A 26,216-nucleotide genomic window follows, 5' to 3' on the forward strand; every position below is an offset into this window, starting at 1 on the left:
TCAAGAATATGGTCCGTTGGTCAAGGGGTTAAGACACCGCCTTTTCACGGCGGTAACACGGGTTCGAATCCCGTACGGACTATTTTTTGTTATATGGAGGATTACCCAAGTCCGGCTGAAGGGAACGGTCTTGAAAACCGTCAGGCGTGTAAAAGCGTGCGTGGGTTCGAATCCCACATCCTCCTTTAAAGATATCGCGGGATGGAGCAGCTAGGTAGCTCGTCGGGCTCATAACCCGAAGGTCGTAGGTTCAAATCCTGCTCCCGCAATAGGCTCGGTAGCTCAGTTGGTAGAGCAATGGATTGAAGCTCCATGTGTCGGCGGTTCGATTCCGTCTCGCGCCATTTATACCTTAGGAGAGATAGCGAAGAGGCTAAACGCGGCGGACTGTAAATCCGCTCCTTCGGGTTCGGGGGTTCGAATCCCTCTCTCTCCATAGTAAACGGGCATAGTTTAAAGGTAGAACTAAGGTCTCCAAAACCTTCAGTGTGGGTTCGATTCCTACTGCCCGTGTTTTTTCTAATATGGCGGGTGTGGTGAAGTGGTTAACACATCAGATTGTGGCTCTGACATTCGTGGGTTCGATTCCCATCACTCGCCTTTTCATGGGGTATAGCCAAGCGGTAAGGCAAGGGACTTTGACTCCCTCATGCGTTGGTTCGAATCCAGCTACCCCAGTTTTAAGATAGCCGGCGTGGCGGAATTGGCAGACGCGCTGGACTCAAAATCCAGTGTCCTCACGGACGTGCCGGTTCGACCCCGGCCGCCGGTATACTTTAAAAGACAAGGTTTCTAAACCTTGTCTTTTTTGTATTGTACTGGTAATTTTGAGAAAAAGTTACTGAAAATTACTTATATTTGTTGTTCATTATTGCAATTGTTATTGAAGTTTTAAAACAAGCAGAAATAATAAGGAAATTTTTCAAGAGTTAGTGGAGACTCAACATTTAAATGCAATTCAAAGAGGACTCCTAAATGTCATAGATTCTGAAGTAATAAAAGTGTTTGTGAATGATAGATAGGTAGTATAAAATAATAAGATTTTTCAGTGTATATGTTACGACTAAAAAATTAAACTCGTGAAAATTTGTTATACTAATATTAGTTTTAACATACTGGTAAATAATAATTATTTTTATTAGATACTTGACATGGGAAGTTTATTTTCTAAGAAAAGAGAGCATGATGAAAAAATATGTAAAATGGTTAATTCCCATATCTATTATTGGGATGTTACTAGCAGGCTGTCAAATGAATAGTGAATCTAAAAGTCAGTCAAACGAAGTAAAAAATAGCAAACAGTCAGCAGTAAAGAAAGGTAAAAAAGTAATGAAAAAAGAACAAGTAGCTTATCTCAAAAAGCATGAAAAAGAATTAACTGAATATGTCAAAATCCAAAATCCAGATATTAGTGAAATTAAGTATGATTGGAATAGTGTGCGTATAGTGGAAGCTAGTAATGGAACCCCTCAAGGCGGAGAGCAACTATTATTAATTTTGGGTTATGCAAATGGCAGTGAATTAACCAATTTTACTCTAAATTTCACATTGGGTGATAATCAAATGCCTAATATTGACTCAGTTGGCTCAGATAATTTATCAACTATTGAAGATTAATAATAACAATAAGAAAGGTATATAATGGGATGATGGAATCTTAAGGAATTTGAAGATATATTTTGAAGTATGGCAGAAAGTGCTAATACAGGACGATCGAATTCTTTTGTTTTAGAAGAATTAACTGAATTTCAAAGAGAAAAGTTAAAAAATGGGGAGTCAGTTAAGTTTAATTTTTCTAAAGATGTTAAGAAAGAAAATAAGGTTATCGAAGGAGGGCACCCCCAAGTCATAGGGTAATCTACCTGCAAACTGGATAAGTCCTTAAATACAATTGATGAAAAAGTAGAGGTTCGCGTTCCTGATGTCAATGGCGGTTATCACTCTGAGCATTGTGTTACTAATTCCTATCAGAAAGGTTACTGAAAGATGATGAAGCAGTAGCTCTATAATCACTAAAAGCTCATCATTGCTTAGTGTTTAAGTTAACTTCTAAAGCTCGAACCTTGTTAAATCAAGGCTTGTTTACTTTTAAAAGTGACATTTTATTTTTCTAAAAATGAGGTTATCGGGATTCCTCATTCTAAGTTACTTTGTTTATATGTACCTTTACTTAAGGTTTATTTTCATTATTTTTAATTTAATATTTTGGAGTATGTACGCTCCATTATAGTATTTTCGAAGACATCTTTAAAAGAACTGTAGAAGTTAAAATATTTTAACCTAGTATCTAACGTCATATATTGGTACATAGTCTTAAATATCCTTTTGATAACCTTGTACATATGAAATAGGCTAAATATTTTTAGTGAACTAAATGTAAGTTTATTGTTTGTATTAGGCGGGATAACAATATTGTTGTTTTTATTCTTTCTGAGTAATGGTTTATTAATTATGTAATTATTCTGGTATCAAATGATACTTTTAATATTCCAGTTTGTCAATAAATCATCAATGTAATTCTTTTCATCAAAAGCGATCCCTTTATCTGGTTGATTTAATATGTTAACTTGATGATTATTCTTCTTGCTTAATATATGGGATAATAATTATCTTAAATTGACACTTGGAGCATTCAATCACGAGATTGTAATAACTAAAAATTGTTTAAAATTTAAGGATGTATTTCTTGTTGATCTTACTATCTGATCTAATAATGGTATATAATAAGATTAAAATTTAAACATTGTCTGGAGATGTAGCAAAGGAGATAAAATGACTAAAATTTATCATATGATTTTATGTAATTCTGATATAATGAAGATTTTAGCTATAATAAAATCTCTTCCACTGAATGATTGTTGGCTGTGTGCTGGCACATTGAGAAACTTTATATGGAATAAACTTTCTGGAATAAATGAGACATTGACATCAGATATTGATGTTGTATTTTTTGATAAAAATATTTCTTATGAAGAAACGGTGGCATTAGAACAACAATTAAAGGATAACTATCCACAGTATGATTGGGAACTTAAAAATGAATTTTACATGAACACTCATTCTCCTAATACCCCAAAGTATACTAGCTCTAAAGATGCTATTTCGAAATTTCCTGAAAAGTGTACTTCAGTGGGAGCAAGGTTAGATGATAGAAATCAACTCGAACTTTACCTCCCTTATGGTGAAGAGGAAATACTAAATTTCATTGTTAGTCCTACGCCATATTTTGAAGAGGATCTATTACGTTATAATGTTTATTTGAAGCGAGTGGATAAGAAGAAATGGAATAATATTTGGCCTTGTTTAACAATCATAAAAAATGATAACGTTACTGGAGTTGGCTTAACAGCTTTTAAATTTTTAGACTAACAAATAGTATAGACCTTTAATAAGGTCGTTTATCGATAATCATAGTGTACTGTGTTATAATCGTTATAGCATAAAAACACGTTGCAGTTGGTAGTCTGCAAGCGTTCAGTGAACGTCAGTAACCTTCCCTCCAGGTCGTCCATTGCAATTTAATATTTAAAGGAGGGGGCTGTATGAAAATGACAGTCTATTTTGATGGTAATTTTTGGTTGGGTTTGATTGAGTACGATGATGATGGTGATTACAAAGTTTTTCGTTATTTTTTTGGAAAAGAACCTAAAGATGATGATGTTTTTAATTTTATAAATCATAAACTTAATGATTTGATAAAAAAATATGAGTTTGTTAAAACGGATATTTCTCTAAAGCGTACGAATGAACACAAAAAAAGTCCTAAAAGAATGCAAAGAGAAATTAATAGAGAAAAACGTAAGCCAGTAGTATCTAAAAAAGCGCAATTGGCGATGAAAACTATTCATATGAGTATAAAAAACGAACGTCAATTAAGTCAGAAATGTAAGAAAAATGAGTTAAGAAAGCATCGGTACCAATTAAAACAAGAAAAACGTTACCAAAAGAAAAAAGGGCATTGATTGTGTCATCATATAAAAAGCTTGAGATGATACTCTCAAGCTTTTTATATGTTAACTAATATGAGTCACTAAATAGTCTGATAATGCTCAATTAATGTGTTTTGGGAAAAAATCATTTCCTTAAAGGACACCATTGTCATGTTGTTATCACCTTACTTTTTTTATACTTAGTATATGTTTAAGAAAGGAATAAGTTGTTTTGAGAGATTTTGAGGAGTTGTTTGATAAAGTAAAGCCAATCGTAATGAAGCTGAGAAGAAATTATTTTGTTCAACTTTGGGAATATGATGATTGGATTCAAGAAGGACGTATTGTACTTTTTAGGTTGCTTGAAGAGCATCCGTATTTATTGGATAATGAAAGCAAACTATTCATTTACTTTAAAACAAAATTTTCAAATTATTTAAACGATGTATTAAGACACCAAGATTGTCAAAAGCGACAATTTAATAAAATGCCTTATGAAGAAATCAGTGAAGTTAGTCACTATGTTAAGAGTAAAGGACTAGTTTTAGATGACTATATTGCTTATCGTGATACTTTAACAAAAGTGGAAGAAACTTTGTCAGATATTGATAAAGAAAAATTTGAAAAACTGATTAGTGGTGAACGTTTTGCGGGGAAGAAACAATTCATACGAGATATTCAACCTTTTTTCAATGCTTTTAAAGCGGATTAATCGATTTTATTTCTGCAGTAGATAGCTGCAGAATTTTTTTATAGGGAAAGTTCGCTGATATATTCCTGTGAAAGCCTTTGTTTTTTGTTATAATATAATAAAATGCTTGTGAGGTGTCAGTATGAGTAAAGTTCGTTTATATATCGCTCGTCATGGTAAAACAATGTTTAATACAATTGGTCGCGCTCAGGGGTGGAGTGATACTCCTTTAACTACTTTTGGAGAACTCGGGATTAAAGAGCTTGGTTTGGGACTAAAGGCTTCAAATATTAGTTTTAAAGAGGCTTTTTCTAGTGATAGTGGACGTACTTTACAAACTATGGAAATTATTCTCAGGGAAGTGCAACAGGAAAATATTCCCTATACGAGAGATAAACGAATCCGCGAGTGGTGCTTTGGTAGTTTGGATGGAGGATATGATGGCGACCTTTTTAATGGCGTTCTGCCTCGAGTTTCAAACGGAGATATGAGCCATTTGACACACGAAGAAATTGCTAATTTGATTTGTCAAGTTGATACGGCTGGCTGGGCAGAACCGTGGGCAATATTGAGTAACCGTATTCTGTCAGGCTTCACTGCTATAGCTAAAAAAATAGAGGATATTGGGGGAGGTAATGCGATTGTTGTCAGTCATGGGATGACTATTGCGACTTTTTTATGGTTAATCGACCACAGTACCCCTCGTAGTTTAGGCTTAAACAATGGTAGTGTCTCAGTCGTTGATTTTGAAGATGGAACATTTTCTATTCAATCTATTGGGGATATGTCCTATCGAGAAAAAGGAAGAGAAATTTTAGAAAAAACATTACAATGAAAAAAAATAAAGTTATCCGATTCAGTTTAGTTGGTGTTCTACTTGCGATACTATGCTTTAGTCTTTTTGCTTTATTGAAGCCTAACAGTCAACAATCATCATCTCAAAAGTTGAGGAATGAGGATATAAAAAAGACATCCTCTCAAAAAAGAAATAAGAAATTACGATTACCAGCTGTATCATCAAAAGATTGGAACTTGATTTTGGTCAATCGTGACCATAAACATGAAGAATTAAGTCCAGATGTGGTGCCTGTTGAAAATATTTATTTGGATAAACGTATTACGAAGCAAGCTACTCAGTTTTTAGAGGCTGCTAGAGCAATTGATTCACGAGAACATTTAATTTCGGGTTATCGTAGTGTTGCCTATCAGGAGAAGTTGTTCAATTCTTATGTTACTCAAGAAATGACTAGTAACCCTAATTTGACGAAGGAACAAGCAGAAAAGTTGGTAAAAACTTACTCTCAGCCTGCAGGTGCTAGTGAACACCAGACTGGATTAGCGATGGATATGAGTACTGTAGATTCTTTGAATGAGAGCGATCCTAGAGTAGTCAGTCAGTTGAAAAAGATAGCTCCACAATATGGTTTTGTCTTACGGTTTCCGGATGGTAAAACAGCAGAAACAGGGGTAGGTTATGAAGATTGGCATTACCGCTATGTTGGGGTAGAGTCTGCAAAATATATGGCCAAACATCATTTAACATTAGAAGAATACATAACTTTATTAAAGGAGAATAACCAATGAGGAAACGTTTTTCCTTGCTAAATTTTATTGTTGTTACTTTTATTTTCTTTTTCTTTATTCTTTTTCCGCTTTTAAACCATAAGGGAAAAGTAGATGCTAATTCTAGGCAGAGTGTTACCTACACCAAAGAAGAATTTATACAAAAAATTGTGCCAGATGCGCAAGATCTAGGAAAGTCGTACGGTATTCGTCCTTCATTTATTATTGCACAGGCGGCTTTGGATTCTGATTTCGGAGAGAAAATATTAGCTAATAAGTATCATAATCTGTTTGGTTTGCTTGCAGAACCAGGAACGCCCTCAATTACCTTAAATGATAGTAGTACAGGAAAAAAACAGGAAAAGCAATTTACTCATTATAAATCTTGGAAGTATTCAATGTATGATTACCTTGCTCATATAAAATCTGGAGCGACAGGCAAAAAAGATTCGTATACTATAATGGTGTCTGTTAAAAATCCAAAAACTTTAGTGCAAAAATTACAAGATAGTGGTTTTGATAATGACAAAAAGTACGCTAAAAAAATGACGGAAATCATTGATTTGTATGATTTAACAAGATATGATAAGTGATATTAGCACTCTTTGAATAAGAGTGCTAATTTTTGATGTTTTTTCCTTGACTATCTTTTAAAAAGGAGTATAATAAAATCATAGTTAGCAGTCGATGTGTAAGAGTGCTAATTTCAAAAAGACCGAGAGGGGTGATGTTTTTGTGATTACACAACGTCAAAATGATATTTTGAATTTAATCGTTGAGTTATTTACACAAACTCATGAACCAGTAGGGTCTAAAGCTTTACAGAGAACGATTGATTCTAGTAGCGCCACTATTCGTAATGATATGGCAAAACTAGAGAAGTTGGGGTTATTGGAAAAAGCGCACACTTCTAGTGGACGGATGCCGAGCCCAGCTGGTTTTAAGTATTTTGTAGAGCACTCCCTTAGACTAGATAGTATTGATGAGCAAGATATTTATTATGTCATAAAAGCTTTTGATTTTGAAGCATTCAAATTAGAAGACATGCTTCAAAAAGCTAGTCATATTTTATCGGAGATGACGGGCTATACATCCGTTATTTTAGATGTGGAGCCAGCTCGTCAACGTTTGACAGGGTTTGATGTTGTTCAGCTTAGCAACCATGATGCTCTAGCAGTCATGACTTTAGATGAATCTAAGCCAGTGACAGTGCAGTTTGCTATTCCAAGAAACTTTTTGACACGTGACTTGATAGCATTTAAAGCTATCGTAGAGGAGCGCTTGCTGGATGGTAGTGTCATGGATATTCATTATAAGTTGAGGACAGAAATTCCTCAGATCGTTCAGAAGTATTTTGTAACTACGGATAATGTTTTACAACTATTTGATTATGTTTTTTCAGAGCTGTTTCTGGAAACGGTATTTGTAGCTGGCAAGGTAAATTCTTTAACATATTCAGAACTATCAACGTATCAGTTTTTGGATAATGAGCAGCAAGTAGCGATTTCTTTGAGGCAAAGTCTGAAAGAGGGTGAGATGGCTTCTGTCCAAGTGGCAGATAGTCAAGAAGCCGCACTTGCAGATGTGTCAGTTTTAACTCACAAATTTTTGATTCCTTACCGTGGATTTGGACTCCTGAGTTTGATTGGTCCTATTGATATGGATTATCGTAGGTCTGTTAGTTTGGTAAACATTATCGGAAAGGTATTGGCTGCTAAATTAGGTGATTATTATCGATACCTAAATTCTAACCATTATGAAGTTCACTGATAATGGCAGTATTCAATAAGTTATTTAAAAGGAGGCACTCAGTGTCAGAAGAAATTAAAAAAGACGATTTACAGGAAGAAGTGGAAGCCACTGAAACTGAAGAGACAGTTGAGGAAGTTATTGAAGAAATTCCTGAAAAATCAGAGTTAGAACTCGCAAACGAGCGTGCTGATGAGTTTGAAAATAAATACTTGCGTGCTCATGCAGAAATGCAGAATATACAACGTCGCTCTAGTGAAGAACGTCAACAACTTCAACGCTATCGTTCTCAGGATCTGGCAAAAGCAATCTTACCATCGCTTGACAATCTAGAACGTGCCTTGGCTGTTGAAGGGTTGACAGATGATGTTAAAAAAGGTTTAGAAATGACTCGTGATAGCCTTATTCAAGCACTAAAGGAAGAAGGCGTAGAAGAAGTAGAAGTCGACTCATTTGACCACAACTTTCATATGGCAGTTCAGACCCTCCCAGCCGATGATGAACATCCAGCCGATAGCATTGCAGAAGTCTTTCAAAAGGGATATAAATTGCACGAGCGTCTGCTAAGACCAGCGATGGTAGTTGTCTATAACTAAGGTAAATGAGTTTTCGTTTTTGTCCGTAATGACAGTAAACTAGATAGCAAGTTAGAAGCTATTCAGCTTGCTGATTAAACTATAGTGATTGCTTAGAATTGGAAGTAAAATAATTCGAGTGCTTACTAAGATAAATTGAAATAAAAAGTAATAAAGTATTATAAAATAAGAGGTATTAACATGTCTAAAATTATTGGTATTGACTTAGGTACAACAAACTCAGCAGTAGCAGTTCTTGAAGGGACTGAATCAAAAATCATTGCTAACCCAGAAGGCAATCGTACAACTCCTTCAGTAGTATCATTCAAAAATGGTGAAATTATCGTGGGTGATGCTGCAAAACGTCAAGCGGTAACAAATCCAGATACTGTTATCTCTATCAAATCAAAGATGGGAACTTCTGAAAAAGTTTCTGCAAATGGTAAAGAATATACTCCTCAAGAAATTTCAGCAATGATTCTTCAATACCTTAAAGGTTATGCTGAAGACTATCTTGGAGAAAAAGTAGAAAAAGCAGTTATTACTGTTCCAGCTTACTTCAACGATGCACAACGTCAGGCAACTAAAGACGCTGGTAAAATTGCAGGTCTTGAAGTAGAACGTATCGTTAACGAACCAACAGCAGCCGCACTTGCTTATGGTATGGACAAGACTGACAAGGATGAAAAAATCTTAGTTTTTGACCTTGGTGGTGGTACATTTGACGTATCAATCCTTGAATTAGGTGATGGTGTCTTCGACGTTCTTGCAACAGCAGGTGATAACAAACTTGGTGGTGACGACTTTGACCAGAAAATTATTGATTTCTTGGTAGAAGAATTCAAGAAAGAAAATGGTATTGATCTTTCTCAAGACAAAATGGCTCTTCAACGCTTGAAAGATGCTGCTGAAAAAGCTAAAAAAGACCTTTCAGGTGTAACTCAAACTCAAATTTCATTACCGTTCATCACTGCTGGTTCTGCTGGTCCTCTTCACTTGGAGATGAGCTTATCACGTGCTAAATTTGACGATCTCACTCGTGACCTTGTTGAACGTACGAAAACTCCAGTTCGTCAAGCACTCTCTGATGCAGGACTTTCATTGTCAGAAATTGATGAAGTTATCCTCGTTGGTGGATCAACACGTATCCCAGCAGTTGTTGAAGCTGTAAAAGCTGAAACTGGTAAAGAACCAAATAAATCTGTTAACCCTGATGAAGTGGTTGCCATGGGTGCTGCTATCCAAGGTGGTGTTATCACTGGGGATGTGAAAGACGTTGTACTTCTTGACGTAACACCATTGTCACTTGGTATTGAAACAATGGGTGGTGTCTTCACTAAATTGATCGACCGCAACACAACTATCCCAACATCTAAATCACAAGTCTTCTCAACAGCAGCAGACAACCAACCAGCCGTTGATATCCATGTTCTTCAAGGTGAACGCCCAATGGCAGCAGATAACAAAACACTCGGTCGCTTCCAATTGACTGATATCCCAGCTGCACCTCGTGGAATCCCACAAATTGAAGTAACATTTGATATCGATAAAAATGGTATTGTATCTGTTAAAGCAAAAGACCTTGGTACTCAAAAAGAACAACACATTGTTATCCAATCTAATTCAGGATTAACTGATGAAGAAATTGATAAAATGATGAAAGATGCTGAAGCAAATGCTGAAGCAGATGCAAAACGTAAAGAAGAAGTTGATCTTAAAAATGAAGTTGACCAAGCCATCTTTGCAACAGAAAAAACTATTAAAGAAACTGAAGGCAAAGGCTTTGATACAGAACGTGATGCAGCGCAATCAGCACTTGATGAGTTGAAAAAAGCTCAAGAATCAGGTAACCTTGACGACATGAAAGCTAAACTTGAAGCTCTTAACGAAAAAGCACAAGCTCTTGCAGTTAAACTTTACGAACAAGCGGCTGCAGCACAACAAGCAGCTCAAGGGGCTGAAGGTGCACAATCAGCTGATTCATCAAGCAAGGGTGATGATGTTGTAGATGGAGAATTCACTGAGAAATAATTATTAATATTGTTCAGATTCATTTGAATATAAGCATGAAAACTATACTAGCATAGTAAAGTTCTTCGTGATAGGGGTTGCTCAATAATCTAGATAAGTTTCAGATTACATAAGCTAATTTCGCTATCACTAAATAAAAACATATTAATAATAAATAGGCGGGGCGCCTCGCTCCGTCTGTTTTATTAAGTGTCATATATATGTTAACTATTTAGAGCTGTAACTGGGCAAGAATAATTGTTAATCTCTTCAAGTGTAGTATATGAACAAAATATAAAGGATTAGATAATGAACAATACAGAATTTTATGATCGTCTTGGCGTTTCAAAAGATGCTTCTCAGGACGAAATAAAAAAAGCTTACCGTAGGATGTCTAAGAAATACCATCCAGATATTAATAAGGAAGCGGGAGCAGAGGAAAAATATAAAGAGGTCCAAGAAGCTTATGAAACCTTGAGTGATACACAAAAACGTGCTGCCTATGATCAATATGGCGCTGCTGGGGCAAATGGCGGTTTTGGTGGCTTCGATGGTGGTGGCTTTGGTGGTTTTGAAGACATCTTCTCAAGCTTTTTTGGTGGAGGAGGGATGCGCAATCCTAATGCACCACGTCAAGGAGATGACCTACAATATCGTGTTAATTTAAGTTTTGAAGAAGCTATCTTTGGAGCTGAAAAAGAAGTATCTTATAATCGTGAGTCATCATGTCATACTTGTTCAGGAAGTGGAGCTAAGCCAGGTACTAGCCCTGTGACTTGTCAAAAGTGTCATGGTTCGGGTGTGATTAATGTTGATACACAAACACCTCTAGGAACAATGCGTCGCCAAGTGACTTGTGATGTTTGTCAGGGTAGTGGTCAAGAAATCAAAGAGAAATGTCCAACATGTCATGGAACTGGTCATGAGAAGAAGACGCATAAAGTATCAGTTAAAATACCTGCAGGAGTTGAAACTGGGCAACAAATTCGTTTAACAGGACAAGGTGAAGCTGGCTTCAATGGTGGTCCTTATGGTGATCTCTTTGTCATTATTAACGTTCTCCCAAGCCAACAGTTTGAGCGTAATGGATCAACAATTTATTATACTTTGAATATTAGCTTTGTCCAAGCTGCTTTGGGTGATACAATTGATATACCTACTGTCCATGGAGCGGTAGAAATGTCAATTCCTGCTGGTACTCAGACAGGAAAAACGTTCCGTCTTCGCGGAAAAGGTGCCCCTAAACTTCGAGGGGGTGGACAAGGTGATCAGCATGTTACTGTTAACATCGTAACTCCTACTAAATTGAATGATGCTCAAAAAGAGGCATTGCACGCTTTTGCAGAGGCAAGTGGAGATAAGATGGTACATCCGAAGAAGAAAGGTTTCTTTGATAAAGTCAAAGATGCTTTAGATGTTGATTAAAAAATAAAAGTCTAGAATCGAAAGTATTCTAGACTTTTTTGTAGTTATTGCTAGAGGGATTGCTTGAACCTAAATTTTACAGTACAATGAATCTAATATTGTAGGGGGACAATTTTTATGGTAACCAAAATTGAAGAGATTCGCTCATATTTGATAGCTTCTATACAAAATGGTAAGTTGGCTCCAGGAGATCGCCTACCATCTATAAGACAGTTAGCTAATCAATTTTCCTGTAACAAAGATACAGTGCAACGAGTTTTGATGGAATTGCGTTTTGATAATTATATCTATGCAAAGCCTAGGTCAGGCTATTACGTCTTTGATTCTCATCAAGAGGAAGTTGAAGAAGGGGTTAGTTTACCAAACTCTGAGATTGCAAATATAGCTTATGATGATTTTAGATTGTGTTTGAATGAGACCCTTATTGGTAGGGAAGATTACCTTTTCAATTATTACTATCGTCAAGAAGGTCTTCTTGATTTAAGTAAAGCGGTGGCTAAATTAATGGAAGAAACAGGGGTCTATGTTCCTCTTGATGATATTGTTATTACGGCTGGTACTCAACAGGCATTATTTATTTTGACACAGGTTACCTTTCCAAATCGAAAATCTCGAGTTTTAATAGAAGAACCGACCTATCCTCGTATGATTGAACTAATCAAAACACAAAATTTACCCTATGAAACTATTTCTCGAGGTACTCATGGAATTGATTTTCAGCGCTTAGAGGAGATTTTCCAGACACAATCAATTAAGTTTTTTTATGTTATACCTCGCATGCATAATCCTTTGGGAACATCCTATAATCCGGTAGAGATGAAAAGATTAATAGAGATGGCAGAGAAGTATGATGTTTATATTGTGGAAGATGACTATATGTCTGATTTTGCAAGTCAGTCACCATTACATTATTATGATACTCACGGGCGTGTTATTTATCTAAAATCTTTTTCAAAGGCTATTTTCCCTGCTTTAAGATTAGCTGCGATTTGTTTACCACAAGCTTTAAAATCAACATTTATGGCTTACAAGAAGTTGATGGATTATGATACTAATCTGATTTTACAAAAAGCATTAGCGCTTTATATTGAAAATGGCCTTTATGGTAAGAATAGTCAATATTTGAAATATCGTTATCAGAAAGACCTTGCAAATTCAAAATCTATTTTAGTTGATCAGCCTAATCTACCCCCATATAGTTTACATCACGATAGTGTATTATTTGATTGTTCGAAACTCGATAACTTCAAAATATTACGGCAATACGGCGATACTTTGGAAAATTATTTTTGTCAAAAATCGCATCAATCTCTCTTACAAGTAAAAAATGATTCCTGCTTAAAGCAGTTCTTGGGATCGTTGTAGTATAATTGTAGGGGGACAGTTTAAAATAGATATTATAGTTTTCATAAATGAAAGGTGGTAAAATAAACCCATGACAAGGTATAAGGCACAGATTTCTTATGATGGTTCAGCTTTTTCAGGCTTCCAAAGACAACCAAATTGTAGGACAGTTCAAGAAGAAATTGAGAGAACTCTTAAGCGCCTAAATAGCGGGAACGATGTGATAATCCATGGTGCTGGTCGCACAGATGCTGGTGTTCATGCTTATGGACAAGTTATTCATTTTGATTTACCACAGGCGCGTGATGTAGAAAAATTACGCTTTGGTTTAGATACACAGTGTCCAGACGATATTGATATTGTCAAAGTAGAGCAAGTGTCTGATGATTTTCATTGTCGATATGATAAACACATTAAAACTTATGAGTTTTTAGTAGATATCGGTAGGCCGAAAAATCCTATGATGAGAAACTATGCGACACATTACCCTTATCCTGTCATTATTGAGCTTATGAAAGAAGCTATTAAAGATTTAGTAGGTACCCATGACTTTACAGGCTTTACTGCTTCAGGTACGAGTGTAGAAAATAAAGTACGTACTATTTTTGATGCGAAAATTCAGTTTGAAGCGTCTAAAAATCTTTTAATTTTTACCTTTACAGGAAATGGTTTTTTGTATAAACAGGTGCGTAACATGGTTGGCACCCTGCTAAAAATTGGTAATGGACACATGCCTATTAGCCAAATCAAAACAATTTTACAGGCTAAAAATCGGGATTTAGCAGGTCCAACTGCGGCAGGAAATGGTTTATATTTGAAGGAGATTATTTATGAAGACGAGGAATGTTTTAGCAATTTCAGGAAATGATATTTTCTCTGGCGGCGGCTTGCATGCAGATTTAGCAACTTACGTTGTTAATAAATTACATGGTTTTGTGGCAGTAACATGCTTAACAGCAATGTCAGATAAAGGGTTTGAAGTCATTCCTATAGAGGCATCTATACTAAAGCAGCAACTAGAAAGTTTAAAAGATGTAGAGTTTGGGTCTATTAAACTAGGATTACTTCCCAATGTAGAAACAGCACAAGTTGTTTTGGAATTTGTAAAATCAAAACAAGAATGTCCAGTAGTCTTAGACCCAGTCTTAGTTTGTAAAGAAAATCATGATTTAGAAGTTAGCCAATTACGTGAGCAGCTAATTGCATTTTTCCCATATGCTGATGTGATTACTCCTAATTTAGTAGAGGCTCAATTATTGACGGGTCTTTCGATTGAAAACTTAGATCAAATGAAAATTGCTGCTGAGAAACTTTACGATATGGGGGCTAAACATGTTGTTATCAAAGGGGGCAACCGTTTAAATGCTGAAGAGGCTACAGACCTTTACTATGATGGTGAATGTTTTGAAACCTATGTTTTTCCTGTAGTAGATGCCAATAATACAGGTGCTGGATGTACATTTGCGTCAAGTATTGCCAGCCAATTAGCTATGGGTAAAAATGTAGAAGATGCAGTCAAAATGTCTAAAGGTTTCGTCTATCAAGCTATTAAAGCATCGGATAAGTACGGAGTTGTCCAACATTTTTAGGAGATTTTAATGAGGAAAGAGAAAACTAGTCAATTGGTTCAATTGGCAATTGTAACAGCTATATCTATTGTATTGGGGATGTTTATAAGTATTCCGACACCAACAGGTTTTTTGACATTACTAGATGCTGGAATATTCTTTGCTGCCTTTTACTTTGGCAAAAAAGAGGGAGCTGTGGTAGGTGCCTTAGCTGGTTTTTTAATTGATTTATTGAAAGGTTATCCCAATTGGATGTTCTTTAGTTTATTGATTCATGGGGCGCAAGGGTATTTAGCGGGTTTACCAGGTAGAAGACGTCTTTTAGGTCTTATTAGTGCAACTCTTGTTATGGTATTAGGTTATGCTATAGCTAGTGGATTGATGTATGGTTGGGGAGCTGTTCTACCAGATATTCCTGGCAATATTATGCAAAATATGGTTGGTATGGTCGTTGGTTTTGCTCTTAATAAGTCTCTAGAAAGAGTGAAGAAATGATACTAGATTATAATAAGTTAAAGCAGGAAACTAAAGCTATTGTAGTTGATATTATTGATCGTAGTGCTCTTAAAAAAGGTCAAATTTTTGTACTAGGTCTATCATCTAGTGAGGTTTCTGGTGGTTTAATTGGAAAAAATTCTAGTTCTGAAATTGGTGAAATTATCGTTGAAGTTATCCTCAAAGAGTTACATTCACGCGGCATCTATTTAGCAGTTCAAGGTTGTGAACATGTTAATAGAGCGTTGGTTGTTGAAGCAGAATTGGCTGAACGTCAACAGTTGGAAGTCGTTAATGTTGTTCCTAATCTACATGCTGGCGGTAGTGGTCAGGTTGCAGCTTTTAAGTTGATGACATCACCAGTTGAGGTTGAAGAAATTGTGGCACATGCTGGAATTGATATTGGAGATACTTCTATTGGAATGCATATCAAGAGAGTACAAGTTCCCTTGATTCCAATTAGTCGTGAGTTGGGAGGAGCACACGTTACAGCACTAGCTAGTCGTCCTAAATTAATTGGCGGTGCTAGAGCAGGATATACGAGCGATCCAATCCGTAAATTTTAAAATAAACCTCTGCTCTGCAGAGGTTTATTATTTATCTCAACGAGAGTGGTTATTGGAGAAATTGTACGTTGGTAAGTCAATACCTTCTTCAAGAATAGCTTTTTGATAAAGTTTGTAAAATTCAGCATAGATGTCAAACTGAGCACCGTTTTGCGTGAAGATATTAATACGATAAACAAATTGACCATTAGCATTGGTTGTAGGACCAAAAACAGTAGGCTCTCCAACGATAGCAGGGTGTTTTGAAACATACTCTTCATTGATTTTTGTTACAATATCAGAAATCTGATCAAGGTTTGTATGAACAAATAAAGGAATATCAATTTGAGCACGCATATTGCTACGAGACTTATTGCTGACAATTGTAATATTACGATTAGGAATGAAGTGTAAGGTTCCATCGAAATCATGAATTTGTGTGGTGCGTATCCCAACATTAGTAACAGTGCCTGATACAGCACCAACATTAATAATATCACCAACATCAAATTGGTTTTCTAGCAGAATAAAAAAGCCATTGACAACATCTGATAAGAAGCCTTGAGCACCAAGTCCAATAGCAACCCCAGCAATACCAGCCCCAGCTAATAAACTAGAAATTGGAACGCCCAATATACTTAAAATCCAATAGAATAGAAAGAAATAAAGGGTATAGTTTAAAACATTGTGAGAAAGTTTAGCTAATGTTTTTTGACGAGCTACTTTTTGTCTAGAAAAGGCGAGTGAGCGATTAACAGTCTTTTCGAAAAGATAATTGATGACTTGCCTAACGATAACGAATGCAATGATCAATAATAAGATTGATATTAGTTTGGTGAAGAAAGTAAATAAAACTTCCTCTACATTAAGATGGTCTATAAATTTTTCTAAAGTAATCATAGTAATAGTCTAGTAAAAAAAAAGCCATAGAGCAAGTATTTTAAAAGCTTATCGTTAAGCAGTTTAAAGCTTCTTTTTTGCATAAAAACTTTGTAAAACGTTTTAAATTATGGTAAACTAAACTGTATCTAAATAATTTTAAGGAGAAATGACTTAATGTCTACATCATTTGAAAATAAAGCTACAAACCGTGGTATTATCACATTTACAATTAGTCAAGATGAGATCAAGCCAGCTCTTGATCAAGCATTCAACAAAGTAAAAAAAGATTTGAACGTTCCAGGATTCCGTAAAGGACATATGCCTCGTACAGTTTTCAACCAAAAATTTGGTGAAGAAGCACTCTACGAAAATGCATTGAATTTAGTGTTGCCAAAGGCTTACGAAGCAGCTGTTGCAGAACTTGGTTTAGACGTTGTTGCTCAACCAAAAATTGATGTTGTATCAATGGAAAAAGGTCAAGATTGGAAGTTGACAGCTGAAGTTGTTACAAAACCAGAAGTTAAACTTGGGGATTACAAAGACCTTTCAGTAGAAGTTGATGCTTCAAAAGAAGTTTCAGATGAAGAAGTTGATGCTAAAGTTGAACGTGAGCGTAACAACCTTGCAGAATTGACTGTTAAAGATGGTGAAGCAGCACAAGGTGATACAGTTGTTATTGACTTTGTAGGTTCAGTTGATGGTGTTGAATTTGATGGTGGTAAAGGAGATAACTTCTCACTTGAACTTGGTTCAGGTCAATTTATCCCAGGATTTGAAGAACAATTAGTAGGTTCTAAAGCTGGTCAAACTGTAGACGTTAATGTAACATTCCCAGAAGATTATCAAGCAGAAGATCTTGCTGGTAAAGATGCTAAATTTGTTACAACAATTCATGAAGTAAAAACTAAAGAAGTTCCAGCACTTGATGATGAACTTGCAAAAGATATTGATGAAGAAGTTGAAACACTTGATGAGTTGAAAGCAAAGTATCGCAAAGAGCTAGAATCAGCAAAAGAAATTGCATTTGATGATGCAGTTGAAGGTGCAGCAATCGAATTAGCTGTTGCCAATGCAGAAATTGTTGAATTACCAGAAGAGATGGTCCATGATGAAGTACATCGTGCTATGAATGAGTTCATGGGTAATATGCAACGTCAAGGAATTTCACCAGAAATGTACTTCCAATTAACAGGTACAACTGAAGAAGACCTTCATAAGCAATACCAAGCAGATGCTGACAAACGCGTTAAAACTAACCTTGTTATTGAAGCAATTGCAGCTGCAGAAGGCTTTGAAGCAACAGATGAAGAAATCGAAAAAGAAATCACAGATCTTGCTTCAGAATACAATATGGAAGCTGACCAAGTACGCGGTCTACTTTCAGCAGATATGCTTAAACATGATATTGCAATGAAAAAAGCGGTTGACGTTATCACTAGCTCAGCTACTGTAAAATAATTGCTTATTAAATTTTGAAAAGATTGGGCTTCCCAGTCTTTTTATTTGTGATTATTCTTTTGACGAATAGCTAAAAATAGCGTAAAATAGTAAATAGCGAAAATTTGAAAATATGACTTATCTATTTTCTATCTATAAAGAATATTGCTAAACAAAATGATAGTCTTACACAATTAAGGAGAATAACTTTGGAATTAGAAGTATTTGCTGGGCAAGAAAAAAGTGAACTTTCGATGATTGAAGTTGCTCGCGCTATTTTAGAGCAACGTGGTCGTGATAACGAAATGTACTTCAGCGATTTGGTAAATGATATTCAAACCTACCTTGGAAAATCTGACTCAGCAATCCGTGAGTCATTGCCATTTTTCTATTCAGATTTGAATACAGACGGAAGTTTTATTCCACTTGGCGAAAACAAATGGGGGCTTCGTTCATGGTATGCTATCGATGAAATTGACGAGGAAATCATCACTCTTGAAGAAGATGAAGATGGCGCTCCAAAACGTAAGAAGAAACGTGTCAATGCTTTCATGGATGGTGATGAAGATGCTATTGATTACAATGATGATGATCCAGAAGATGAAGATTTCACAGAAGAAACACCAAGTTTAGAATATGATGAAGAAAACCCTGACGATGAAAAATCAGAGGTAGAATCGTATGATTCTGAGATTAATGAAATCATTCCTGATGAAGATTTAGATGAGGATGTAGAAATCAACGAAGAAGACGATGAAGAGGAAGAAGAGGAAGAAGAGGTTTAGACGGGGATTTTGTATTTGACAAATAGTCAGATATAGTTTAAACTATTATTCGGGCACCTCTTATGAGGTCAGATAAAGCTCCCTAGTGATAGGGGGCTATTTTGTTTTTGGGAAAGATACAGAATGGTTCCAGATAGTTTTCTGAGTAGGCCCTTGATCAGATAGTTTCTACTAGTTTTGACTAGAGAAGCTGGTATTATTTATCAATCATGTGTTTTGGGTTTTACCCGTAAACTAACTGTTAGATTAACATTTAATTTAAGGAGTTTTTAATGACAAAGTATATTTTTGTTACAGGTGGTGTGGTCTCTTCTATTGGTAAGGGGATTGTTGCAGCAAGTCTTGGGCGCTTACTAAAAAACCGTGGGCTAAAGGTGACAATTCAAAAATTTGATCCATATATTAATATTGACCCAGGGACAATGAGCCCTTATCAACATGGAGAAGTTTATGTTACAGATGATGGTGCAGAAACTGACCTTGACCTTGGACACTACGAGCGTTTTATTGATATTAACTTAAACAAGTATTCAAATGTTACAACGGGTAAGATTTATAGTGAAGTTCTTAAAAAAGAACGCCGTGGAGAATATCTTGGTGCAACTGTTCAAGTTATCCCACACGTTACGGATGCTTTGAAAGAAAAAATCAAACGTGCTGCGACAACTACAGATTCAGATGTTATTATTACTGAAGTTGGCGGTACTGTTGGAGATATTGAGAGCCTTCCGTTTTTAGAAGCACTTCGTCAAATGAAGGCAGATGTTGGTTCTGATAATGTTATGTACATTCATACAACGTTATTACCATACCTAAAGGCTGCCGGCGAAATGAAAACAAAACCGACTCAACATTCTGTTAAAGAGTTACGTGGCTTAGGTATCCAACCTAATATGCTTGTTATCCGTACAGAGCAACCAGCAGGTCAAAGTATTAAGAATAAATTGGCACAATTTTGTGATGTTGCACCAGAGGCTGTTATAGAGTCCCTTGATGTTGACCATATTTATCAAATTCCACTTAACATGCAAGCTCAAAATATGGATCAAATTGTTTGTGATCACTTGAAGCTTGAGACACCTGCTGCTGATATGACAGAATGGTCAGCAATGGTTGATAAAGTAATGAACCTTGAGAAAAAAGTTAAAATTGCATTGGTTGGTAAATATGTTGAATTACCTGATGCCTACCTTTCAGTTGTGGAAGCCCTTAAGCACTCAGGGTACGTCAACGATGTTGCTATTGACCTAAAATGGGTAAATGCTGCTGAAGTGACAGAAGATAATATTAAAGAACTTGTCGGAGATGCAGATGGTATTATCGTTCCTGGTGGATTTGGCCAAAGAGGTAGTGAGGGTAAAATTGAAGCAATTCGCTATGCACGTGAAAATGATGTTCCAATGCTTGGTGTTTGTCTCGGAATGCAGCTAACTTGTGTCGAATTTGCGCGTAATGTTTTAAAACTTCATGGAGCTAATTCAGCAGAGCTTGACCCTAAAACACCGTTCCCAATCATTGATATTATGCGTGATCAAATCGATATTGAAGATATGGGTGGTACTCTTCGCCTTGGTCTATATCCATGTAAATTGAAAGCAGGTTCAAGAGCTGCGGCAGCTTATAATAATCAAGAAGTTGTCCAACGTCGTCACCGTCACCGTTATGAATTTAATACAAAATTCCGTGAGCAATTTGAGGCTGCTGGATTTGTCTTTTCAGGGGTATCACCGGATAATCGTTTGATGGAAGTTGTTGAGTTACCAGAGAAAAAATTCTTTGTTGCAGCACAATACCATCCAGAATTACAATCACGTCCTAACCATGCTGAAGAGCTTTACACAGCTTTTGTAACAGCAGCAGTTGAAAATATGAAATAACTTTATCGCCTCCCAGTATTAGGAGGCGATTTTATTTTTTTAGATAGTTTCACTATCAAAGTATCATTAGCTCTTTTCTTTTTCTAAAAATAAGGTATAATAGGTTGCATGAAAAAGATTCGATTATCAAAGTTTATTAAAATGATTGTTGTTATTTTGTTTTTAATTAGTGTAGCAGCTAGTTTTTATTTTTTCCACGTTGCCCAAGTTCGAGATGATAAATCCTTTATTTCAAATGGTCAACGTAAGCCTGGAAACTCTTTATATGCTTATGATAAATCCTTTGATAAGCTATTAAAGCAAAAAATAGAAATGACAAACCAAAATATAAAGCAAGTTGCTTGGTATGTTCCTGCTGCTAAGAAAACTCATAAGACAGCTGTTGTCGTTCATGGTTTTGCGAATAGCAAAGAGAATATGAAGGCATATGGTTGGCTGTTTCATAAGTTAGGATACAATGTTCTTATGCCTGACAATATTGCACATGGTGAAAGTCATGGGCAGTTGATAGGCTATGGCTGGAACGACCGCGAGAACATTATCAAATGGACAGAAATGATAGTTGATAAGAATCCATCAAGCCAAATTACTTTATTTGGTGTTTCAATGGGTGGAGCAACAGTCATGATGGCTAGTGGTGAAAAATTACCTAGTCAGGTTGTTAATATCATTGAAGATTGCGGTTATTCTAGTGTTTGGGATGAATTAAAATTTCAGGCTAAAGAGATGTATGGTTTACCAGCCTTCCCACTCTTATATGAAGTTTCAACAATTTCTAAAATCAGAGCAGGTTTTTCGTATGGACAAGCAAGTAGTGTCGAACAATTGAAAAAGAATAATTTACCAGCCCTCTTTATTCATGGTGATAAGGATAATTTTGTTCCAACAAGTATGGTTTATGACAACTATAAAGCTACAGCAGGTAAGAAAGAGCTTTATATTGTAAAAGGGGCAAAACATGCGAAATCTTTTGAAACAGAGCCAGAAAAATATGAGAAACGTATCTCTAGTTTTTTGAAAAAATATGAAAAATAATATTGACAACAATATGATAAGTTGATATAATTTATTATGTTGTTAAGCGGGGATGGCGGAATTGGCAGACGCGCAAGACTAAGGATCTTGTGACCGCTTTTGGTCGTGAGGGTTCAAGTCCCTCTCTCCGCAGACTAGTCGAGTTCATTTGGAACTCGACTTTTTGCATATTTAAGATAAAGATGGAGTATCACATGTCAAAAGTACGTGGCTTTGAATTAGTTAGCCAATTTAGCAATAAAGAGTTATTACCAAAACGAGAAACAGCTCACGCAGCTGGCTATGATTTAAAAGTAGCTAAAAAAACGGTTATTGAACCTGGTGAAATTACATTGGTCCCGACCGGTATTAAAGCACACATGCAACCAGGGGAGGTCCTGTACCTTTATGATCGTTCATCGAATCCACGTAAAAAAGGGATTGTCCTAATAAATTCAGTTGGTGTTATTGATGGTGACTACTATAATAACCAAGTCAATGAAGGACATATTTTTGCACAGATGCAAAATATTACTGATCAGGCTGTTATTTTAGAAGAAGGGGAACGGATTGTTCAGGCTGTTTTTGCCCCATTCTTATTGGCAGATGACGATCAGGCTACAGGAATGCGTACAGGTGGTTTTGGTAGTACTGGAAAATAAAATTATTTTACGAATAATGTTAGAAAAGGCTAGACTTACTTCTTAGCCTTTTTTGATGAGAGTAAACTTATATTTTCTCTAACTTGGTGTGATATAATGAGTGTACTAGTTATTTGGTACCAAGCTATCATATTAATTTAGAAGTTATAAAGGAGGCCTGAGTGGCTAAGAAAAAATCAGTCTTCACCTGTCAAGAGTGTGGTTACCAATCACCTAAGTATTTGGGACGTTGTCCAAATTGCTCAGCCTGGTCTTCATTTGTAGAAGAGGTTGAAGTTCAAGAAGTTAAAAATGCACGAGTTAGTTTGAACGGTGAAAAGTCCCGACCGACGAAGTTAAAAGATGTTTCCTCAATTAACTATTCTAGAACTAAGACTGATATGGATGAATTTAACCGTGTTCTAGGAGGTGGTGTTGTACCAGGAAGTTTGGTTCTGATTGGAGGAGATCCTGGGATAGGTAAATCTACTTTATTACTACAAGTATCAACTCAGCTAGCTAATAAAGGTACAGTATTATATGTCTCAGGTGAGGAATCTGCAGAACAGATTAAGTTACGAAGTGAGCGTCTAGGCGATATCGATAATGAATTTTACCTTTATGCCGAGACTAATATGCAAAGTATTCGGTCGGAGATTGAGAAGATTAAACCAGATTTTCTTATTATTGATTCTATACAAACTATTATGAGTCCCGAAGTATCAAGTGTCCAAGGCTCTGTTAGCCAAGTTCGCGAAGTGACCGCTGAGTTGATGCAGTTAGCTAAAACTAATAATATTGCTACTTTTATTGTAGGTCATGTGACTAAGGAGGGAACATTAGCAGGCCCTCGAATGCTAGAACATATGGTGGATACGGTTCTTTATTTTGAAGGGGAGCGTCATCACACGTTCCGTATTTTACGGGCAGTCAAAAACCGTTTTGGTTCGACCAATGAAATAGGTATCTTTGAAATGCAGTCTGGTGGTCTAGTTGAAGTTTTGAATCCAAGTCAAGTTTTTCTTGAAGAACGTTTAGACGGTGCAACAGGATCTGCTATTGTTGTTACTATGGAAGGAACAAGGCCTATTTTAGCAGAGGTTCAAGCTTTAGTGACTCCAACTGTTTTTGGAAATGCTAAGCGCACAACCACAGGTCTTGATTTTAATCGTGTCAGCCTTATTATGGCAGTTCTAGAAAAACGTTGTGGTTTATTGCTTCAAAATCAAGATGCCTATTTAAAATCAGCGGGTGGTGTTAAATTGGATGAACCAGCAATTGATTTAGCTGTTGCTGTAGCTATTGCTTCCAGTTACAAAGAAAAACCCACAAATCCACAAGAATCATTTATTGGAGAAATTGGACTCACTGGTGAGATTCGTCGCGTGACACGTATTGAGCAACGTATTAATGAGGCTAGTAAATTGGGCTTTACTAAAATTTACGCACCAAAGAATTCTCTAGCTGGGATTGAAATACCTAAAGGCATTGATATTATTGGTGTGACAACTGTTAGTCAGGTCTTAAAAGCAGTGTTTTCAACATAATGATTAGATTCGGTTCAGCCGAATCTTTTTTGGTGGCGAGAGACATTTCGTGAAAAATAATGGGCAAAATGATAATATAAAAGGGTTGGTATTTAGTAAATATCGAATGATGTTACACTAACAAAGGAGATCTCTATGACCACTTATTTTGATAACTTTTTAAAAACCAATCAAGCCTATGCTGACTTACATGGAACAGCTCATCTACCTATCAAGCCAAAGACAAAGGTTGCTATTGTAACCTGTATGGATTCTCGTTTACACGTTGCTCAAGCTCTAGGGCTAGCTTTAGGAGATGCTCATATTTTACGTAATGCTGGTGGACGAGTTACAGATGATGTTCTACGTTCTTTAGTTATTTCGCAACAACAATTAGGAACACGAGAAATCGTTGTTCTACACCATACAGATTGTGGAGCACAGACGTTTACTAACGAAGCTTTTGCTGCTCAATTACAGAGAGATTTGGGTGTTGATATGCATGGACATGATTTTCTTCCTTTTAATGATATTGAAGAAAGCGTTCGTGAAGATGTGGCAAAATTACATGCTTCTCCATTAATCCCAAATGATGTTGTTATTTCTGGTGCTATTTATGATGTAGATACTGGTCGTATGGTGGAAGTTAAATAGAAAAAATCCTGTCCTTAGCGATGGGTTTTTTTATGTTAGAAAACTAGATTTAAAGGCAACAGTTAGGCTTATCATGCCTTATGCTGGAATTCAGACAGAGGAAACATCTTTTGCTATACTGAAACTATATTATAAAAGCGGAGGAAATTTAAAATGAAAAAATATGATGTCATTGTTCTTGGTTTTGGTAAAGCAGGTAAAACATTAGCAGCAAAATTAGCAACACAAGGTAAAAGCGTTGCAATGGTCGAAGAAGACGATAAAATGTATGGGGGAACATGTATCAACATTGGATGTATTCCGACAAAAACGCTTTTAGTATCAGCTAGCAAAAATCACGATTTTCAAGAAGCTATGACTACTAGAAATGAAGTTACAAGTCGTTTACGTGCTAAAAATTTTGCTATGTTGGATAATAAAGACACTGTGGATGTTTATAATGCTAAAGCTCGCTTTATATCAAATAAAGTGGTCGAATTAACAGGAGGAGCTGACAAACAAGAACTTACAGCTGATGTTATTATTATCAATACTGGTGCTAAGTCAGTACAATTACCAATCCCAGGATTAGCTGATTCTCAACATGTTTATGATTCAACGGCAATCCAAGAATTGGCTCATCTTCCTAAACGGTTAGGTATCATTGGAGGCGGTAATATTGGGCTTGAATTTGCGACTTTATATTCCGAATTAGGGAGCAAAGTGACAGTTATTGATAGTCAATCTCGTATCTTTGCGCGTGAGGAAGAGGAATTATCAGAGATGGCTCAAGATTATTTAGAAGAGATGGGGATATCTTTTAAATTATCAGCCGATATCAAATCTGTGCAAAATGAAGATGAAAACGTTGTTATTAGCTTTGAGGATGAAAAATTAAGATTTGATGCAGTATTATATGCAACAGGACGTAAGCCAAACACAGAAGGTTTAGCACTTGAAAATACAGATATTAAATTGACAGAACGTGGAGCTATTGCTGTTGATGAATATTGCCAAACTTCTGTTGAGAATATTTTTGCAGTTGGTGATGTTAATGGCGGCCCTCAATTCACATATATTTCTTTAGATGACTCACGTATTGTCTTAAATTATTTGAATGGTGATAAGGATTATTCTCTAAAAAATCGAGGAGCAGTACCGACTTCAACCTTTACAAATCCTCCTTTAGCAACGGTAGGTCTAGATGAAAAGACCGCTAAGGAAAAAGGATATCAAGTTAAATCTAATAGCCTTCTTGTTTCTGCCATGCCACGTGCACATGTCAATAATGACCTTAGAGGTATTTTTAAAGTTGTGGTAGATACTGAGACAAATCTTATTTTGGGAGCTCGCTTATTTGGTGCAGAATCTCATGAATTAATTAATATCATCACAATGGCAATGGATAATAAAATCCCATATACTTATTTCCAAAAACAAATTTTCACTCACCCAACAATGGTAGAGAATTTTAATGATTTGTTTAACTTTTAAGAATATTTTTAAAAAGTAAGGCAATTTTGCTTT

26 protein-coding genes and 10 tRNA genes are annotated in these 26,216 nt (G+C 36.0%); 35 read left to right on the plus strand and 1 reads right to left on the minus strand.

Going from position 1 to position 26,216, the window contains the following annotated elements:
* Positions 1 to 10: 10 nt before the first annotated feature.
* The 26 genes from QOR44_RS00655 to QOR44_RS00780 all read left to right on the plus strand — a co-directional run bounded on the left by QOR44_RS00655 (position 11) and on the right by QOR44_RS00780 (position 15,915).
* Positions 11 to 82: transfer RNA gene (locus tag QOR44_RS00655), tRNA-Glu, on the plus strand.
* Positions 83 to 95: 13 nt separating this feature from the next.
* A tRNA-Ser gene (locus QOR44_RS00660) sits at positions 96 to 185 on the plus strand.
* A 10-nt stretch (positions 186 to 195) separates the two neighbouring features.
* Positions 196 to 269 (plus strand) — tRNA-Met (locus tag QOR44_RS00665).
* A 2-nt stretch (positions 270 to 271) separates the two neighbouring features.
* Positions 272 to 344: transfer RNA gene (locus QOR44_RS00670), tRNA-Phe, on the plus strand.
* Between the two features lie 11 nt (positions 345 to 355).
* A tRNA-Tyr gene (locus QOR44_RS00675) sits at positions 356 to 436 on the plus strand.
* A gap of 6 nt (positions 437 to 442) precedes the next feature.
* Positions 443 to 513: transfer RNA gene (locus QOR44_RS00680), tRNA-Trp, on the plus strand.
* 14 nt (positions 514 to 527) lie between these two features.
* Positions 528 to 600, plus strand: a tRNA-His gene (locus QOR44_RS00685).
* A 6-nt stretch (positions 601 to 606) separates the two neighbouring features.
* Positions 607 to 678: transfer RNA gene (locus QOR44_RS00690), tRNA-Gln, on the plus strand.
* Between the two features lie 10 nt (positions 679 to 688).
* Positions 689 to 772, plus strand: a tRNA-Leu gene (locus QOR44_RS00695).
* A 413-nt stretch (positions 773 to 1,185) separates the two neighbouring features.
* On the plus strand, positions 1,186 to 1,617 hold the full coding sequence (locus QOR44_RS00700; protein WP_000761053.1) for a hypothetical protein: 432 nt from the start codon (positions 1,186 to 1,188) through the stop codon (positions 1,615 to 1,617).
* 69 nt (positions 1,618 to 1,686) lie between these two features.
* On the plus strand, positions 1,687 to 1,857 hold the full coding sequence (locus QOR44_RS00705) for a hypothetical protein (protein ID WP_000840973.1): 171 nt from the start codon (positions 1,687 to 1,689) through the stop codon (positions 1,855 to 1,857).
* Positions 1,858 to 2,772: 915 nt separating this feature from the next.
* On the plus strand, positions 2,773 to 3,369 hold the full coding sequence (locus QOR44_RS00710; RefSeq protein WP_000161845.1) for a nucleotidyltransferase family protein: 597 nt from the start codon (positions 2,773 to 2,775) through the stop codon (positions 3,367 to 3,369).
* 173 nt (positions 3,370 to 3,542) lie between these two features.
* Positions 3,543 to 3,962, plus strand: a complete 420-nt coding sequence (locus QOR44_RS00715) for a YjdF family protein (protein ID WP_000784699.1) — start codon at positions 3,543 to 3,545, stop codon at positions 3,960 to 3,962.
* Between the two features lie 199 nt (positions 3,963 to 4,161).
* Complete coding sequence (locus QOR44_RS00720) at positions 4,162 to 4,641, plus strand: sigma-70 RNA polymerase sigma factor region 4 domain-containing protein (RefSeq protein ID WP_001204194.1); 480 nt, start codon at positions 4,162 to 4,164, stop codon at positions 4,639 to 4,641.
* A 121-nt stretch (positions 4,642 to 4,762) separates the two neighbouring features.
* A complete protein-coding gene (locus QOR44_RS00725; RefSeq protein WP_000049274.1) occupies positions 4,763 to 5,455 on the plus strand; it encodes a histidine phosphatase family protein in 693 nt (230 codons plus the stop codon).
* Entirely contained in the window at positions 5,452 to 6,204 is a 753-nt protein-coding gene (locus QOR44_RS00730) for a M15 family metallopeptidase (protein WP_000739808.1), read from the plus strand. The genes QOR44_RS00725 and QOR44_RS00730 overlap by 4 nt, the downstream gene beginning before the upstream one ends.
* Positions 6,201 to 6,776, plus strand: coding sequence for a glycoside hydrolase family 73 protein (locus tag QOR44_RS00735; RefSeq protein ID WP_001231504.1), 576 nt, complete (start codon positions 6,201 to 6,203; stop codon positions 6,774 to 6,776). Before QOR44_RS00730 ends, QOR44_RS00735 begins: the two co-directional genes overlap by 4 nt.
* Positions 6,777 to 6,918: 142 nt before the next feature.
* Positions 6,919 to 7,953, plus strand: a complete 1,035-nt coding sequence (gene hrcA / locus QOR44_RS00740; RefSeq protein ID WP_032458911.1) for a heat-inducible transcriptional repressor HrcA — start codon at positions 6,919 to 6,921, stop codon at positions 7,951 to 7,953.
* 2 nt (positions 7,954 to 7,955) lie between these two features.
* Positions 7,956 to 8,528 carry a nucleotide exchange factor GrpE gene (gene grpE, locus QOR44_RS00745; RefSeq protein ID WP_001865751.1) on the plus strand — a complete coding sequence of 191 codons (573 nt, stop codon included), beginning with the start codon at positions 7,956 to 7,958 and terminating at the stop codon, positions 8,526 to 8,528.
* A 180-nt stretch (positions 8,529 to 8,708) separates the two neighbouring features.
* On the plus strand, positions 8,709 to 10,538 hold the full coding sequence (dnaK, locus tag QOR44_RS00750; protein ID WP_000034648.1) for a molecular chaperone DnaK: 1,830 nt from the start codon (positions 8,709 to 8,711) through the stop codon (positions 10,536 to 10,538).
* 288 nt (positions 10,539 to 10,826) lie between these two features.
* Positions 10,827 to 11,942 carry a molecular chaperone DnaJ gene (gene dnaJ / locus QOR44_RS00755; protein WP_001066281.1) on the plus strand — a complete coding sequence of 372 codons (1,116 nt, stop codon included), beginning with the start codon at positions 10,827 to 10,829 and terminating at the stop codon, positions 11,940 to 11,942.
* Positions 11,943 to 12,059: 117 nt separating this feature from the next.
* Entirely contained in the window at positions 12,060 to 13,307 is a 1,248-nt protein-coding gene (locus QOR44_RS00760) for an aminotransferase-like domain-containing protein (protein WP_000256643.1), read from the plus strand.
* A gap of 70 nt (positions 13,308 to 13,377) precedes the next feature.
* Positions 13,378 to 14,154, plus strand: a complete 777-nt coding sequence (gene truA, locus QOR44_RS00765) for a tRNA pseudouridine(38-40) synthase TruA (protein ID WP_000199161.1) — start codon at positions 13,378 to 13,380, stop codon at positions 14,152 to 14,154.
* The gene (locus QOR44_RS00770) at positions 14,117 to 14,875 is read left to right on the plus strand and encodes a bifunctional hydroxymethylpyrimidine kinase/phosphomethylpyrimidine kinase (RefSeq protein ID WP_000857667.1); all 759 of its coding nucleotides are present in this window, start codon (positions 14,117 to 14,119) and stop codon (positions 14,873 to 14,875) included. The genes truA and QOR44_RS00770 overlap by 38 nt, the downstream gene beginning before the upstream one ends.
* Positions 14,876 to 14,884: 9 nt before the next feature.
* Entirely contained in the window at positions 14,885 to 15,349 is a 465-nt protein-coding gene (locus tag QOR44_RS00775; protein WP_001224405.1) for an ECF transporter S component, read from the plus strand.
* Complete coding sequence (locus tag QOR44_RS00780) at positions 15,346 to 15,915, plus strand: TIGR01440 family protein (RefSeq protein ID WP_000599668.1); 570 nt, start codon at positions 15,346 to 15,348, stop codon at positions 15,913 to 15,915. Before QOR44_RS00775 ends, QOR44_RS00780 begins: the two co-directional genes overlap by 4 nt.
* A 36-nt stretch (positions 15,916 to 15,951) precedes the next feature.
* On the opposite strand, the gene QOR44_RS00785 is transcribed toward QOR44_RS00780, so the two are convergent.
* Positions 15,952 to 16,794, minus strand: a complete 843-nt coding sequence (locus QOR44_RS00785) for a mechanosensitive ion channel family protein (protein ID WP_000631143.1) — start codon at positions 16,792 to 16,794, stop codon at positions 15,952 to 15,954.
* A gap of 156 nt (positions 16,795 to 16,950) precedes the next feature.
* On the opposite strand from QOR44_RS00785, the gene tig reads away from it, so the two are divergent.
* The 9 genes from tig (at position 16,951) to QOR44_RS00830 (ending at position 26,183) form a co-directional block, all read left to right on the plus strand.
* A complete protein-coding gene (gene tig / locus QOR44_RS00790) occupies positions 16,951 to 18,234 on the plus strand; it encodes a trigger factor (protein ID WP_000107753.1) in 1,284 nt (427 codons plus the stop codon).
* 188 nt (positions 18,235 to 18,422) lie between these two features.
* Positions 18,423 to 18,998: a DNA-directed RNA polymerase subunit delta gene (gene rpoE, locus QOR44_RS00795; protein WP_000418426.1), complete on the plus strand. Its 576-nt coding sequence runs from the start codon at positions 18,423 to 18,425 to the stop codon at positions 18,996 to 18,998.
* 272 nt (positions 18,999 to 19,270) lie between these two features.
* Complete coding sequence (gene pyrG, locus QOR44_RS00800; RefSeq protein WP_000170432.1) at positions 19,271 to 20,875, plus strand: CTP synthase; 1,605 nt, start codon at positions 19,271 to 19,273, stop codon at positions 20,873 to 20,875.
* Positions 20,876 to 20,983: 108 nt separating this feature from the next.
* Positions 20,984 to 21,910 (plus strand): alpha/beta hydrolase, encoded by a 927-nt coding sequence (locus QOR44_RS00805; RefSeq protein ID WP_000723853.1) that lies wholly within the window; start codon positions 20,984 to 20,986, stop codon positions 21,908 to 21,910.
* Positions 21,911 to 21,956: 46 nt separating this feature from the next.
* Positions 21,957 to 22,042 (plus strand) — tRNA-Leu (locus tag QOR44_RS00810).
* A gap of 62 nt (positions 22,043 to 22,104) precedes the next feature.
* Complete coding sequence (locus tag QOR44_RS00815; protein ID WP_000049182.1) at positions 22,105 to 22,551, plus strand: dUTP diphosphatase; 447 nt, start codon at positions 22,105 to 22,107, stop codon at positions 22,549 to 22,551.
* A 161-nt stretch (positions 22,552 to 22,712) separates the two neighbouring features.
* Positions 22,713 to 24,077: a DNA repair protein RadA gene (radA, locus tag QOR44_RS00820; RefSeq protein ID WP_001085194.1), complete on the plus strand. Its 1,365-nt coding sequence runs from the start codon at positions 22,713 to 22,715 to the stop codon at positions 24,075 to 24,077.
* 135 nt (positions 24,078 to 24,212) lie between these two features.
* A complete protein-coding gene (locus tag QOR44_RS00825; RefSeq protein ID WP_000214743.1) occupies positions 24,213 to 24,710 on the plus strand; it encodes a beta-class carbonic anhydrase in 498 nt (165 codons plus the stop codon).
* Between the two features lie 153 nt (positions 24,711 to 24,863).
* Positions 24,864 to 26,183: an FAD-containing oxidoreductase gene (locus tag QOR44_RS00830; RefSeq protein ID WP_000759710.1), complete on the plus strand. Its 1,320-nt coding sequence runs from the start codon at positions 24,864 to 24,866 to the stop codon at positions 26,181 to 26,183.
* The last annotated feature ends 33 nt before the right edge of the window (positions 26,184 to 26,216 follow it).

Source organism: Streptococcus agalactiae (assembly GCF_949788565.1).
In the GTDB taxonomy this organism is placed as follows: Bacteria; Bacillota; Bacilli; order Lactobacillales; family Streptococcaceae; genus Streptococcus; species Streptococcus agalactiae.